At 73.2% G+C, this 13,870-nt stretch carries 14 protein-coding genes; 11 read left to right on the forward strand and 3 right to left on the reverse strand.

Annotation, left to right across the window (positions count from 1 at the left end):
• Positions 1–142 precede the first annotated feature (142 nt).
• A complete protein-coding gene (locus tag O4J56_RS30370; protein WP_270690566.1) occupies positions 143–811 on the reverse strand; it encodes a lytic polysaccharide monooxygenase auxiliary activity family 9 protein in 669 nt (222 codons plus the stop codon).
• A gap of 509 nt (positions 812–1,320) precedes the next feature.
• Between O4J56_RS30370 and phsA the strand changes: the two genes are divergently transcribed.
• Entirely contained in the window at positions 1,321–3,180 is a 1,860-nt protein-coding gene (phsA, locus tag O4J56_RS30375) for an O-aminophenol oxidase PhsA (RefSeq protein ID WP_270690568.1), read from the forward strand.
• Positions 3,181–3,223: 43 nt separating this feature from the next.
• Here the strand turns inward: phsA and O4J56_RS30380 are convergent, their stop codons facing one another.
• Positions 3,224–3,898 carry a TetR/AcrR family transcriptional regulator gene (locus O4J56_RS30380; protein ID WP_270690569.1) on the reverse strand — a complete coding sequence of 225 codons (675 nt, stop codon included), beginning with the start codon at positions 3,896–3,898 and terminating at the stop codon, positions 3,224–3,226.
• Positions 3,899–4,023: 125 nt separating this feature from the next.
• Here O4J56_RS30380 and O4J56_RS30385 point away from each other — a divergent pair, with 125 nt between their 5' ends.
• The 7 genes from O4J56_RS30385 (at position 4,024) to O4J56_RS30415 (ending at position 10,341) form a co-directional block, all read left to right on the forward strand.
• A complete protein-coding gene (locus tag O4J56_RS30385) occupies positions 4,024–4,734 on the forward strand; it encodes an NAD(P)-dependent oxidoreductase (RefSeq protein WP_270690570.1) in 711 nt (236 codons plus the stop codon).
• Entirely contained in the window at positions 4,731–5,456 is a 726-nt protein-coding gene (locus tag O4J56_RS30390; RefSeq protein WP_270690571.1) for a DUF4386 domain-containing protein, read from the forward strand. Before O4J56_RS30385 ends, O4J56_RS30390 begins: the two co-directional genes overlap by 4 nt.
• A gap of 9 nt (positions 5,457–5,465) precedes the next feature.
• Positions 5,466–6,623 (forward strand): sensor histidine kinase, encoded by a 1,158-nt coding sequence (locus tag O4J56_RS30395; RefSeq protein WP_270690572.1) that lies wholly within the window; start codon positions 5,466–5,468, stop codon positions 6,621–6,623.
• Positions 6,620–7,288, forward strand: a complete 669-nt coding sequence (locus O4J56_RS30400; RefSeq protein WP_270690573.1) for a response regulator — start codon at positions 6,620–6,622, stop codon at positions 7,286–7,288. The genes O4J56_RS30395 and O4J56_RS30400 overlap by 4 nt, the downstream gene beginning before the upstream one ends.
• Before the next feature lie 100 nt (positions 7,289–7,388).
• A complete protein-coding gene (locus O4J56_RS30405; RefSeq protein ID WP_270690574.1) occupies positions 7,389–8,045 on the forward strand; it encodes a DUF2306 domain-containing protein in 657 nt (218 codons plus the stop codon).
• 50 nt (positions 8,046–8,095) lie between these two features.
• Positions 8,096–9,061: a D-2-hydroxyacid dehydrogenase family protein gene (locus O4J56_RS30410; RefSeq protein WP_270690576.1), complete on the forward strand. Its 966-nt coding sequence runs from the start codon at positions 8,096–8,098 to the stop codon at positions 9,059–9,061.
• Positions 9,062–9,177: 116 nt separating this feature from the next.
• Positions 9,178–10,341, forward strand: a complete 1,164-nt coding sequence (locus tag O4J56_RS30415; RefSeq protein WP_270690577.1) for a hypothetical protein — start codon at positions 9,178–9,180, stop codon at positions 10,339–10,341.
• Here the strand turns inward: O4J56_RS30415 and O4J56_RS30420 are convergent.
• Positions 10,329–10,958 carry a GyrI-like domain-containing protein gene (locus O4J56_RS30420; protein WP_270690578.1) on the reverse strand — a complete coding sequence of 210 codons (630 nt, stop codon included), beginning with the start codon at positions 10,956–10,958 and terminating at the stop codon, positions 10,329–10,331. The genes O4J56_RS30415 and O4J56_RS30420 overlap by 13 nt on opposite strands.
• A gap of 464 nt (positions 10,959–11,422) precedes the next feature.
• Here O4J56_RS30420 and O4J56_RS30425 point away from each other — a divergent pair, with 464 nt between their 5' ends.
• The 3 genes from O4J56_RS30425 to O4J56_RS30435 all read left to right on the forward strand — a co-directional run bounded on the left by O4J56_RS30425 (position 11,423) and on the right by O4J56_RS30435 (position 13,158).
• Positions 11,423–11,653, forward strand: a complete 231-nt coding sequence (locus O4J56_RS30425; protein WP_270690579.1) for a hypothetical protein — start codon at positions 11,423–11,425, stop codon at positions 11,651–11,653.
• Positions 11,654–11,924: 271 nt separating this feature from the next.
• Positions 11,925–12,188 carry a hypothetical protein gene (locus tag O4J56_RS30430; protein WP_270690580.1) on the forward strand — a complete coding sequence of 88 codons (264 nt, stop codon included), beginning with the start codon at positions 11,925–11,927 and terminating at the stop codon, positions 12,186–12,188.
• A gap of 88 nt (positions 12,189–12,276) precedes the next feature.
• Positions 12,277–13,158, forward strand: a complete 882-nt coding sequence (locus O4J56_RS30435) for a phosphotransferase enzyme family protein (protein WP_270690581.1) — start codon at positions 12,277–12,279, stop codon at positions 13,156–13,158.
• Positions 13,159–13,870 lie beyond the last annotated feature (712 nt).

Raw genomic sequence — 13,870 nt, forward strand, 5'->3', positions numbered from 1 at the left:
CCGGGGACCCGGCCCCGGGCCCGGGCGGCCGGGGGCCGTAGCGGGTAGGACGGAGCCCCGGACCGGCCCCGGGGCCCGCCGCGCGCCCGGACCCGCCGGGCCCCCCCCCGGGCGGGGGGGGGGGGCCCGCGGCCGTTCGGGGCTACGTGAAGTTCACGTCGCTGCAGATGTAGTAGTTCTGGTCCATGTGGGAGGCCTTCCAGATGGTGAAGACCACGTGGTGGCCGGTGCGGCCCGGCGCGCTGACGTCGAAGGTGATGTCCTGCGCCGGGTCATAGGAGCCGGTCTCGCGCACGAGTTCCAGGTCGTCCCAGGTCAGCGGCTCGGTCTCGGGGTCGTAGCCCTGCTCGGTCACGTAGACCCGGAAGTAGTCGGCGCCGTGGCTCGCCTGGTCGTACAGGTGGAGCGAGAAGTCGGAGCCGACGTCGGTGGTCTTCCACGCTCCGGGCTCGTCCAGCGAGTTGTAGCGGCCGCCCTCGGTCTGCCCGCCGCTGCACAGCTGCCCGTCGGGGACGGCGCCGCGGTGGTCGTCGTTGACGTTGTTGCGGTACAGGCCGTTCCAGTTCCACATGGCGTTGGGGTCGTCCTGCCACGCCTGCCAGCACATGGGGTCTTCCTGCGCCATGTCCGGGTTCAGGTGGTCGTCGCCCCAGCGCTCCCAGCAGCCGTAGTTGCGGGAGGCCGGGTCGATGATCGACCCGTGCGCGCTCGCCGGGGAGGCCCAGGGCAGCACGGCGAGCGCGGCCGCCGCGAGCAGGGTGAGGGGGCGGAGGAAACGTCGGGGGATGGGGGAATGGGCATGTCCTCGCATGATGTCTCCGTGGTCCGGTGCGGGTGTCCGGGCTGTGGGAGCGCTCCCACTCATACCCCTGTGCAACCTCCCCGAAACATTGAGCGACCGAGGGGTTCGGGGCCCCGCCCGGCGCCCCCTCGCCGCCGCCGGGGGCATCTCCAGAGAACGGCCCACTGCGGGTGACCGGACGCGCACCCCGGGAATGCAATTCCCCTCTCCTTGTCCCGGTGACCGAGTTCGGACACCCCGCGTCCGGCACCGGCCATATCGGAACCATGCCCGGTCTCCACCCGCCCACCCTTTTCCCCATTACGTATCCCGCATTGTTCGAGCAGGTCATTCCGGATGAACGACCAACGGCCCCGGGGTCGCGTGACCTCCGTCTCTTCCCTTGCGGAATTGATCATGGAAACCGCGCTTTCCTTGTCCGTATTCCGCCGCCGATACTCAAGTCAACCGCGTCCGCGCTTCGGGGAGAGACCGGCGCAATGGCGCGCCGGGCGCGGACGGGAGGAACGGGGGTAGTTTTGTCGGAACTTCTGGAGAAGACCACCGGCCCCGTCGAGCCGCTCGACGGCGAGGCCGGGACCGGGGCCGAACGGTGCGCCGGGCTGACGCCCTTCCTGGACCCGCTGCGCATCCCGCCGCGCCTGGCGCCCACCGAGCGGGAGGGCCGCGAGGGCGTCACCGTCGAGCTGCGCGACACCTGGGTGCGCCTGCACTCCCAGCTCCCGCCCACCCGGGTGTGGACCTACGACGGCCACTTCCCCGGCCCGACCATCGAGGCGCGCCGGGGGCGGCCGCTCCGGATCGCGTGGACCAACCGGATCGGCGGGGGCTATCCGGTGGTCGCGGCCGAGGAGCCCCGGGAGGACGGCGCGCCGCCGCCCACCAACACCCCTGGGCGCGGCCCCAAGGCCGAGACCGTCGAGGGCGTGGACGCGCTGCCGCCGTGGATCGTCACCCATCTGCACGGTGCGGCGACCCCGGCGGGCAACGACGGGTGGGCGCAGAACGCGGTGCTGCCGGGCCGCTCGATGCTCGCCGAGTACCCGAACGAGCAGCGGTCGATGACCCTCTGGTACCACGACCACGCCATGGACATCACCCGGTGGAACGTCTACACCGGCCTGCACGGCCTCTACCTGCTCCGCGACGGGGAGGAGGACGCACTGGGCCTGCCGTCCGGGGCGCATGAGGTGCCGCTGATCATCACCGACCGCAACATCGACACCGACGGCGAGGGCCGGCTCACCGGCCGCCTGCTGCACAAGACCCAGATCGTCGGCCAGGACGCGGAGGGCGTCAACGTCACCCTCCCCTTCACCGGCCCCTACACCCTGGTCAACGGGGTGATCTGGCCCTACTTCGAGGCCGAGGCGCGCTGGTACCGGTTCCGGCTGCTCAACGCCTCCAACGCGCGCACCTACCGGTTCTCCCTCATCGACGAGGACACCGGCGAGGATGTCGGCCGGGCGATCCGCCAGATCGGCACCGAGGGCGGGCTGATGGCGCGCCCGGCGAGGGTCCGCGACCCGCTGGAGGTCGCCCCGGCCGAGCGGGCCGACCTGCTGATGGACCTCTCCCGGCTGCGTGGGCGCACGCTGCGCCTGGTCAACGTGCCCCGGGGAGCCGAGCCGGGCGAGGCCGACCCCGACGGCGGGATCCCCTTCCCGCAGGTCATGCAGATCCGGGTGGGCGAGGAGCGGGTGGAGGACGGCTTCGTGCTGCCGCCGGTGCTCTCGTCGTTCCGGCGCATCACCCATGACAACGCGCCCGAGCACGGCCACCGGCTCATCGTGCTCACCCCGCCCGGCACCGTCGGCGGGGGAGGCCACCCGGAGATGTGGGAGATGGTCGAGACCGACCCGGCGGAGGTGCAGGTCCCCTCGGACGGGGTGATCCAGGTGCTCCGGGAGGGCGAGGAGGAGCCGCGGACCTACCGCAGGGTGTCCAGGGCCTTCGACGACGCCCTCGGATTCATCGTCGAGCTGGGCGACTGGGAGCAGTGGAGCTTCCTCAACCTGGCCGACCCGGCGCCGATGCACCCGATGCACATCCACCTGATCACGTTCCAGGCGCTGGGGCGCCGGATCTTCGACGTCTCCGGGTTCGACCCGCAGGTCGGGGGCACCCGGGCGCCGGTCGTGCAGACCGGGTCGGTGCCGGTCCCGGAGCTGGAGCACGGCTGGAAGGACGTGATCCGGGTCCCGGCGGCCCAGATGGCCGACGTGATCGGCCCCTTCGAGGGTGCCACCGGGAGGTTCATGCACCATTGCCACCTGCTGGAGCACGAGGACATGGGGATGATGCTCCCCTTCGTGGTCCGCCCGCCCGAGCTGACGCGGTTCGACCACGGGGCCGGCGGCCACACCGGCGACCACTGAGGGAGGCCGCGGCCCCCGCCCCCCCACCGGGGCGGGGGCCGCGTCACGCCCAGGCCCCGCGGCGCAGCTCCAGGCCGTCGAGGATGAGGTCGAGCCCCGTCTCGAACTCGTCGGTGTAGGTGTAGCCGGGCTTCAGCGCGAGCTCCCCGATCATCTCGGCCAGGTGCGGGTAGGCGTCGGGGGGCATCCCCTCCAGCATCGCGCCCGCCACCTCCCCGGCGCCGTCGGGCGCGGTGAAGGGCAGGCTGAGCTGCTGGAGCGTGAATCCGTAGGTGTAGCCGTCGAGCACCGACAGCGCGTGCGCCGCCCCCGCGACGGAGAAGCCGCCCGACCGCAGGCAGCCGATCGCCGCGTCGTGGCGGCGCAGGGTCGCGGGTCCGGGGCTGGTCCGCGAGTCCATCAGGCCGAGGGCCCAGGGGTGGCGGACCAGTGCCGCGCGCATGGACGCGGCCCGGCCCCGCATCGCCGTGCGCCACCGTGCGCCCTCCTGCGGGTCCTCGACCTCGGCGAAGACCAGGTCGACCATGCCGTCGAGGATCAGGTCCTTGTTGCGGAAGTGGTGGTAGAGCGACATCGCCTCCACGCCGAGCCGTTTGGCCAGGGCGCGCACGCTCGGTGCCCCCTTGCCGTCCTCGTCGGCCATGGCGACCGCCGCGCGCAGCACCTTCTCCCTGCTCAGGTTCGGTCGGCGCGGGGTGTCCACCGGCTCCGTGGTCACGGGGTCCCTCCACTCGGGGCGCTCGGGGGCGTCGCGGGTCCTTGACAACCTTACACCGCAAGGCGTTACCTTACAGTGCAAGGCACAGCCTTACAGCGCAAGGCGACATGGGGAAGGGGCGGGCGATGGAAGCGACGGGAGTCGGGGGACCCGGCGCCGGGCGGCGGATGTGCGTGGTGGGCGCATCCGGAAAGCTCGGGCGCTACATGGTGCGGCACGCGCTCGACCGCGGGTGGGAGGTCACCGGCGTGTGCCGGAAGCAGAGCGTGCCCAAACTGGCGGACTTCGGCGGCGCGATCACCGTCGTCCCTGCGGCCACCGACGACCGCGCCGCGATCGCCCGTGCGGTGGCCGGGTGCGACGCGGTGCTCACCGTCCTGGTGCCGTGGGGCGTGAACCACTACGCCTCGGGAACGGCCCGCGCGGTGCTCGACCACGCCCCGGCCGGGGCGCGCCTGGTCTTCTCCTGCGGGTGGCACGTGAGACGCGACGGCAAGGACGTGTACCCGCGCGGGACCAAGGTGTACGAGGCGGTCGTCGGCCGCCTGGCCAAGCTCGCCCGGGTGGTCGACGTCGACGACCAGGTGGCGGCCTGCCGGGCGGTGTTCGACAGCGACACCCGGTGGACCGTCGTCCGCGGCAGCGACCTGGAGGAGGGGGAGAGCCAGGGGCTACCGGTGTGGAGGAGGCACGTCGGCGACCCCGCCCTCGCGAGCAACCGGACCCGGCGGGTGGACTACGCGCGGTTCATGGTGGAGGCGGTGGACGATGCGTCCCTGGTGCACGAGGCCCCTGCGATCGTCGGGCGGCTCACCCCGTCCGCCCTCTCCGCATGAGGCCCGGGCCGAAGGGGCTCGCGAGGATCGCCGGAGCCCTGTACCTGCTCGTCGCCGTGTTCACGATCTTCGCAGGAGCGGTGAACGCGGGCGTCGTCGAGCCGGGCGACGCCGCGGCCACCGCCTCGGGCCTGCGGGACTCGGCCCTGCTGTTCCGCGTCGGCTTCGTCAGCGAACTGGTGGGGGCCGTGTGCTTCCTCGCCACGGGCCTGGCGCTGTACCCGCTGCTCCGACACGCCGCCCCGGCCGCCGCCTCGGCGATGGTGGTCGTGGTGGCGGTCAGCGTCGCGATGCAGGCCCTGAACCTGGTGCACCAGAGCGCGGCGCTGACGGTCGCCACCGGACAGGACCACGCCGGAGCCTTCGGACCGACGGGGCCCAACCGCCTGGCCGCGCTCCTCACCGACATGTACCAGGACGGGTACCTCATCTCCCAGACGTTCTTCGGCCTGTGGCTGCTGCCGCTGGCCTACCTGGTCGCCAGGTCGGGCTACTTCCCGAAGGCGATGGGAGCGCTGCTGGCGGTCGGGGCGGCCGGGCACCTGACGGACGTGTTCACCCGCCTGCTGTCCCCGGCCGCCGGGGCGGCGGTCTCACCGTTCGCCATGGCACCGGCGGCGGTCGCGGAGATCTCGTTCATCGTGTGGCTGCTGGTCAAGGCCGTCCGGGTGCCCGAGCCGGACACGTGGGCCCCCGAGGGGCAGCGGTCGGGGCCCGGCTAACCTGTCACCGTGCGCGGCATCCTCCGCTCCCTCTGGGACGAGCCCCCTCCCCCAGGCGTCCCCGGGCGCAGGTGGTGGGACTGGGCGCTCGCCGGAGTGTGCGCGTCGGCCGCGCTCGCCGAAGGCGCCCTGCGGCCCGACCTGCCGTGGCGGGAGGCCACCACGGCGGTGGTCGCGGGGCTCGCGCTCGTGCTGCCGTGGCGGCGCACCCGCCCCCTGGCCGCCGTTTCCGCGGCCTTCACCGGCGGGGCGCTGCTCTCCCTGGCCAGCCTCGGGCAGGCCGGGGAGATGTTCACCTCGGCGTTCCTCCTGCTGCTGCCCTTCGCCCTGGTGCGCTGGGGCTCCGGGCGGCAGATCGCGGTCGGCGCCGCCGTCGTCGCACTGGCGGGGTCGGTGGACCCCGCCCTCGACGCGTCGGACACCGGCCTCGCCGACGGGTTCGGCGGCGCCGCGGTGCTGTTCGCCGCCGGTGCCCTGGGTGCGGCCCTGCGGTTCCGCAGCCGGGCCCGGCTGCGCGAGCTGGAGGGGGCGCGGCTGCGCGAGCGCGAGCGGATCGCCCGCGACCTTCACGACACCGTCGCCCACCACGTCTCGGCGATGGCGATCCGGGCGCAGGCGGGGCAGGCGGTGGCGCCGGCGCGGCCGGAGGCCGCCGTCGAGGCGCTCGCGGTGATCGAGTCCGAGGCCGCGCGCACCCTGGACGAGATGCGCACCCTGGTCCGGGCCCTGCGCCGGGACGACCCGGACCGGGCGGCGCCCGCTCCCGGCATCGCCGGGGTGGAACGGCTCGCGACCCGCCCGGGGCCGGGCCCCGGGGTCGACGTCGAGGTCTCCGGGGCGGTCGGCGGCCTCCCCCCGGCGGTCGCCGCGGCGGTCCAGCGCCTCGCCCAGGAGGCGGTCACCAACGCCCGGCGGCACGCCCGCAACGCCACCCGCATCGAGGTGCGCGTCGACGCCGACGACACCGCCGTGCGCCTGCGGGTGAGCGACGACGGGGAGCACGGCCCCGGCGGCCCCCTGCGCCGCGCCGCCGAGCCGCCCGGGTTCGGGATCACGGGGATGAAGGAACGCGCGGAGCTGCTCGGGGGCACCTGTGAGGCCGCCCCGGCGCCCGGGCGCGGGTGGACCGTGACCGCCGTGCTGCCCCGGTCCGGGGGCGCAGCATGAGCATCCGCGTGGTGGTGGCCGACGACCAGGAGATCGTCCGCACCGGCCTGTGCATGATCCTGGACGCCCAGCCGGGCATCGAGGTGGTCGGGCAGGCCGCCGACGGACGGGAGGCGGTCGACCTGGCCCGGCGGCTGCGCCCGGACGTGTGCCTGTTCGACATCCGGATGCCCGGGACGGACGGGGTCGAGGCCACCCGCGCCCTCGCCGGGCCCGGGGCGGCGGACCCGCCCGCCGTCGTCGTCATCACCGTGTTCGACCACGACGAGCACGTCCACGCCGCGCTGCGGGCGGGCGCCCGCGGCTTCCTGCTGAAGGACGCGGGCACCGACATGCTCGTGCAGGCGGTGCGCGCCGCCGCCTCGGGCGAGGCGCTCATCGCCCCGGCCGTCACCGCGCGGCTGCTGGAGGCGTTCGCCGACGCGGGCCCGGCGGGGCCGCCGGTGCAGCCCGTCGAACCGCTCACCGGGCGGGAGGAGGAGATCCTCGACGCGGTGGCGCGCGGGCGGACCAACGGGGAGATCGCCTCCGAGTGCCACATCTCGCTGAGCACCGTGAAGACGCACATCGCGAGCCTGATGACCAAGCTGGGCGCGCGCAACCGCGTCGAGATCGCGATGTGGGCGTACGAGACGGGCCGCGTCCGGCGGGGGCGGGAGCGCTAGGCGGCGCCGGGAGGACGGGGCCTCCCTCGTACTTTCGGCCGGTCCCGCTCCGGCCTGAACTCCGATGACCGGGCACCGGCCGCTCGGCCACGATCCCTGTATGTCGACCGTTGACCAGGCGGCCACCGCCGCCTCCCCCACGCGCGAGTGGGCCGTGCCCGTCCTGCTGGTCCTGTTGAGCGCCGTCCCCGTCATCGCCGGGGCGTTCCGCGTCGGCGAACTTGCCGCCGGTGCGCCGGTGACGGCGGAGAACGCCCGCTTCTTCGCCGCACCGGTCCCCTTGGTGCTGCACATCGTGGCCGCGATCCCGTACTGCCTCCTGGGCGCCTTCCAGTTCGTTCCGCGCCTGCGCCGCAGGCGGTGGCACCGCGTGTCCGGGCGCCTCCTGGTCCCGCTCGGCCTCACCGCGGCGCTGACGGGGGTGTGGATGACGCTCCTGTACGACGTCCCCGCGATCGACACGGGCCCGGTCGCCGCGATCCGGCTGGTGGTCGGGGCGGCCATGGCGGTGTTCATCGTCCTCGGAGTCCTGGCCGTGCGGCGCGGGGACATCGCCCGGCACTCGGCGTGGATGATCCGCGCGTACGCGCTCGGCCAGGGCGCGGGGACGCAGGTGTTCACGCACCTGCCGTGGATGCTGGCCGGCGCCGAGTTCGACCAGCCGGCCAGGACACTGGCCATGGGCGCCGGGTGGGCGGTGAACGCCGTCGTCGCCGAGTGGGCCATCCGGAGGATGCGCAGGCGGCCGCCGAGATGACCACGGCCTACACTTCCCGGCGGGTGAACCGAGGAAGGGCAGGTCGACCGATGACGCTCCGCTGTGCCGTGCTGGACGACTACCAGGGCGTCGCCCTGTCGATGGCGGACTGGAGCCCCTTGGAGGGCCGGGTGGACGTGCGCGTGCTGCGGCGGCGCATCGCCGACCCGGACGAGCTGGCCGCCGAGATCGGGGACTGCGAGGTCGTCGTGGCCATGCGCGAGCGCACCCCGTTCGGCGCCGGCCTGCTGCGCCGCCTCCCCCGGCTGCGGCTGCTGGTGACCACCGGCAGGCGCAACGCCTCCATCGACCTGGAGGCGGCCGAGGCCGCCGGGGTCACCGTGTGCGGCACCTCCAGCGCCGTCCACCCGACCGCCGAGCTGACCTGGGCGCTCATCCTCGGTCTGGCCCGGCACCTGCCGACCGAGGTGCGGTCGTTCCGCGAGGGCGGCCCATGGCAGTCCACCGTCGGGGCGGACCTGGACGGGCGGACGCTGGGCGTGCTCGGGCTCGGCAGGATCGGCGGCCGGGTCGCCCGGGTCGCCAGCGCCTTCGGGATGGACGTGCTGGCCTGGAGCGAGAACCTGACCGGGGAGCGCGCGGCCGAGGCCGGGGCCCGCCTCGCGGGGAGCAAGGAAGAGCTGCTGGGCGGCAGCGACATCGTGTCGGTCCACCTGCAGCTGTCCGAGCGCACCCGCGGCCTGCTCGGGGAGGAGGAGCTGCGCGCCATGCGGCCGCACGCCTACCTGGTCAACACCTCCCGCTCGGCGATCATCGACCGAGCGGCGCTGCTGCGCGCCCTCCAGGAGGGGTGGATCGCGGGGGCGGGGCTGGACGTGTTCGACACCGAGCCCGTCCCGTCCGACGACCCGCTGCGCACCCTGCCCAACGTGCTCGCCACACCCCACCTCGGCTACGTCACCGAGGGGAACTACCGGACCTTCTACGGCGAGGCGGTGGAGGACATCACGGCCTTCCTGGACGGCGAACCGGTGCGCCTTCTGACGAAGGCCTGAGCCCGCCGGGCGCCGCTCCGGTTGCCGTGCGTCGGCACCCCGCACCACGGGTAGTGCGGTGACCAGTGGTGCGAATGGGCCGGTCGGGCAGGTGAGAGGCGTCGGGGGGCGGTTCGATGGCCGAGGGGGAGGAGGCGCCCGAGGAGCGGGACGTGGTCGTCGTCGGCCTCGTCTGCGACCCCGGGCTGCCCGCCGAGATGGCCGAGCGGCTCGCGAACCGGCTCCCCGGCGAGCTGTCCCTCGCCTTCGACGGCGCGGTGGAGTGGCGGGTGGACACGCGCCTGGCCCCGCTCCCCCTGGACGAGCACGGCGACATCCCCCTCGCCTCGACCGCGCGCCGGTTCCGGCGCCGGGAGGGGTGGGATCTACTGGTGGCGCTGACCGACCTGCCCAGGCGGGTGGGTACCCGGCCGCTGCTGGCCAGCATCGACACCGGCGCCCGGGCCGGCCTGGTGTCGGTCCCGGCCGCGGGGTGGCCGTTCTCCTTCCGGAGGGTGCGCGAGACCATCGTCCACCTCGTCGCGAGGCTGTCCGGTGGGTCGGGCGGCGGACGGGCGGTCCGGCCGCGCCGGCGCCTGCGGCCGGTGCCGCCCCCGTCGTCGGCCCGCCGGTTCTCCTCGCCGGACCCGGAGTCCATGGATGAGTCGCTGGAGCTGGTCGGCACGCGCGGGAAGCTGCGGCTGCTGACGGGGATGGTGCGCGCCAACCGCCCCTGGCGACTGCTGCCCAGCCTGTCCAGCGCCATCGCGGCGGCCGTGGCCACCAGCTCCTTCGGCGTCTTCTACAACTCGATCTGGCAGATGGCCGACACGCTGCACCCGGCGCGGCTGGCACTGGTCAACGCGTTCGCGGTGGTCGCCATGGCGGCCTGGCTGATCGCCTACAACGGGCTGTGGGAGCGTCCGGACGGCGCGCGCCTGCGCAGGGCGGTGGTGCTGTACAACGCGTCCACGGTGTGCACGGTGGGGCTGGGCGTGCTGTGCATGTACGTGCTGCTGTTCACGGTGACGCTCGCCGAGGCGCTCGTGGTCATCGACTCCTCCTTCATGGAGTCCGTCGTGGGGCATCCCGCCGGCCTGAAGGAGTACGTGCTCATCGCGTGGATGGCGAGTTCCATGGGGACGGTGGCGGGGGCGCTGGGCTCCACCTTCGAGAGCGAGTCCGCGGTGCGCGCGGCCGCCTACAGCGAGCGGGAGCGCGAGCGCCGGGAGCGCTTCGAGGAGGAGCGCGGTGAGCACGAGGAGGCGGAACAGGCCGAACCGGGAGGTCAGGGGTCCTGAGCGACCGGGGCGACGGGTTGGCGGAGGACGGTCTTCAGCCTGGCGGGGGCGGTGCGGCGGGGGTCGCTGAGGTAGACCTCGTGGTGGATGCCGGACATGCGCAGGCCGTTGGCGGCGAGGTAGGTGTCGTGCAGGCGGGCGAGGGACGGCCCCTCGTCGTCGTAGGGGCCGATGTGCAGGAGCTGGGCGCTGGTGCCCTCGTGCAGGTCCACCCGCAGGACGTCCGCGATGGCGGGGAGGCCCTTCTTCTTCAGCGCGGCGTCCTTGGCGTCCTCGACGAGGGCGTCGGTGATCCAGTCGGGGAGGGCGATGAGCATGCGCCACTGCCAGGCGTCCTTGTCGCGGGTGATGAACACGCGGGGGTCGTCGGCCCACCACAGCCCTTCGAGCGGGGCGACGACGAAGTCCCGGCCGAGGGTGCGCTTGGCGGCGAACTTGGCCGTGTAGGCGACGGAGTAGAGGGCTTGGACGGCGCGGGCGTAGTCGTCGCTGGTGTTGGGGTCGCCCTTCCCGTCGGCGGCGATGAACCGCTGCGGGGGCACGTCGACGAGGGCCCAGTCGGTGTTCTTGGGCGCGTAGAGCTGCTTGAGATCGCGTTTGACGTCGTAGCGGTCCATGGCCGTCGCCTTCCGGGAACGGGCCGCCGCCGTGGCGGCCTGATCCGGCCCATGTTCGCAGAGGCCACTGACGGAATCGGGCGCACGGCGCCCGCGGCACGCCCCGCGCCGGGCGCTGCCGAGACGGCCGGCTGGACCACCGGCGCGAAATGCGCCACGACTCCCCCTCCATTCGGCCACCATTCATGCGCGACTCCCCCACCACCATCCCTCCAATAATCCGGACACCGAGTCCGGCACCCTTGACCTGGAGAATCAAATCTGAGTCGAACCGCGTTGCCGATGATCTCCCCACCGGGCTAGCCTCCCGGCACTCGAGATTCCACGGAAACGGAGAGGGGCAACCGGAAGAACGGATTCCTCGCCGGATCCGTCGACGATTCCAATGAATCGATCCCGGGTATCGCGACCGCCCCCGCCCGGTCGCACACCGAACGCACGCGACCGACGAAAGAGGTTTCCGAATGAGGCGACTCCTGAGTGCCACCGTCGCGGCCGCGATCGCCGGCACGGCGCTGCTCCTCGGGGCTGCCCCCGCCAGCGCCGACGTCCGCATCGCCTATTTCGACCGCTGGGACCAGTGCGAGACCGTCAGGAAGCTGTACGAAGTCGTCAACCCGTGGTACGACTACCGCTGCGCGGAGGACTTCAGCGGCCCCTACCCGAACAAGTTCGTTCTTCTCAGGATCACGTAGTGGCACGACCCGTCCACGCGGACGGTCTCCGGCGGTCCCCGTTCCCCGGGGACCGCCTCGCCTCGAAGACCTCTAGCTCCTCCTGTCCCGTGTTGGTACGGTTCGCGCGCCGCGTGGGGTTCCGTGCCTCACCGCCCATCGCACACGCATCGACGATTCAGAACACCGGTACCGGAGGAACGCCGTGGGCTACAAGGAACGACGGGTCGAGAAGGTAGCCACTCTCGCGGAGCCGCATCTGGAGCCCGGAGAGCAGGTCCAGACGGGCTTCATGACGATCACGGGTTCGGGGCTCTTCACACGGCCGGCGGAGTGGATCGTGGTCACCGACCGGGCGGTCCTCGTCGTGGACGGCCGCGAGGCGCAGCGCCTCCCGCGCGACGTCTCCTTCGGCAAGCCGACCGGGATGTACCACACGATCGAGCTCGACCGCACGTACAAGGTCCATCGGCAGTGGTACCAGGAGGTCATCGCCGCCGACGAGGCACTGCGCGGACAGCAGGATCCCGACGACCCGGCGGTCGGCGAGCGCTGAACCGGAAGGCGGGCAGGGTCGGCGTTCCGGTCGGACGGCCCTGGCGGAAACGATTCCAGACTTGCCATGGCCGACTTCCGCTGCGCGGATGACCACGGCGGAGAAAGGTCGGGCGACGGTGCAGGTGTCAGAGGTCCCCCGTGCGATGGCCGCAGCAAGGTCGACCGCATCATCTCTCGGACTGAAGACCGACGACGCGGTCGTGCTCCACGACTCCAACAAGCTCACCCTCCGCCTGATGCCCTGTGACGTCCTGGCTCGGGTGGCGCCCGCGGCGCATCAGGTCGCACAGTTCGAAATCGACCTGGCCCAACGGCTCGCCGCATCCGGGTGCCCCGTGGCCGCCCTCGATCCCCGGGTGGAGCCGCGCGTCTACGAACGCGACGGTTTCGACATCACGCTGTGGACCTACTACGAACCCGTGGCACCTCAGGACATCCCACCGGCCGACTTCGCCGATGCACTCAAGCGGCTGCACGTCGGCATGCGCGGGCTCGATGCCCCGCTGCCGCACTTCACCGAGCGGGTCGACCAGGCGCTCCGGGTCGTCGCGGACCGCGAGGCCACTCCTGCCCTCGCCGACGCGGACCGGGAGCTGCTCGACGAGACGCTGCGGAACATGCGACGGGCGATCGGCGAGCGCGGCGCCGACGAACAGCCACTGCACGGCGAGCCGCACCCGGGCAACCTGCTCGCCACAAAGGACGGGCCGCTCTTCATCGACTTCGAGACGTGCTGTCGGGGGCCCATCGAATTCGACCTGGCCCATGCGCCTGAGGAGGTCAGCGCGCACTATCCGGACGTCGACGTGGATCTGCTGCGCGAATGCAGGATCCTCATGACGGCGATCATCACGACCTGGCGCTGGGACCGCGACGACCTATACCCGGACGGACACCGGATGGGAACCGAATGGCTCGTCCGGATCCGAGCGGCCCTCAACGGCGACGGCCAGGGCGCCCGCGGCTGACCGCAGTCCGGCAGACCGCCGGGCACTGCTCGGTCGAGGGCCGAGACCTGCTCGTCCCAAAACGAATACGCGTCGCCGCAGGGGGACACCACCCCATCGGAACCGCACGGCGCGCCGAGCCATGCCTGGTGGCCGGTATCCGAGCAGGAGTTCCGGCCACCAGGTGCACCTCGGCACTCCGGCTAGACAGCGGCTGGGCTGGTACCCCGCTTAAGGGCCCCGGCCAGGCGGCGGGCCACCGGAGTGTCGGGTGGGAGGGGCGGCGACGAGGACAGGTCGGCGGCCCTTGCGGCAGCGCTGTCGGCTGTCCGGCGCGTGCATGGTCACCGTGAAGGGCGGCGACGGAGCAAGCGTGGTGCTTCCCCGGCCCTGCCTGCCGGGCGGGGTGTCTCTCGCGGTCCGGGTCGGCGGGCGGCTGAGCAGGTCCCCCACTTCAGGGGCCCGGCCGGGCGGCGGGCCGATGGGGTGTGAGGTGGGAGGGCGGCGGCCCTCCCCGCAGCGCCGTCGGTCGCAGCGCGTGTGGGTGGTCGCCATGGTTGGCGGCGACGGCGAGAGGGGGGTGGTTCCCGGGCCCTGCCTGCCGGGCGGCAGGCCTCTCGCGGTCCGGGTCGGCGGGCGGCTGAGCAGGTCCCCCACTTCAGGGCCCCAGCCGGGCGGCGGGCCCTTGTCCGCGATGATCTCGACGGAGGTGCTGTCATTCCGGCGGATTCGG

This window comes from Nocardiopsis endophytica, from assembly GCF_027706725.1.
Taxonomy (GTDB): Bacteria; Actinomycetota; Actinomycetes; order Streptosporangiales; family Streptosporangiaceae; genus Nocardiopsis_A; species Nocardiopsis_A endophytica.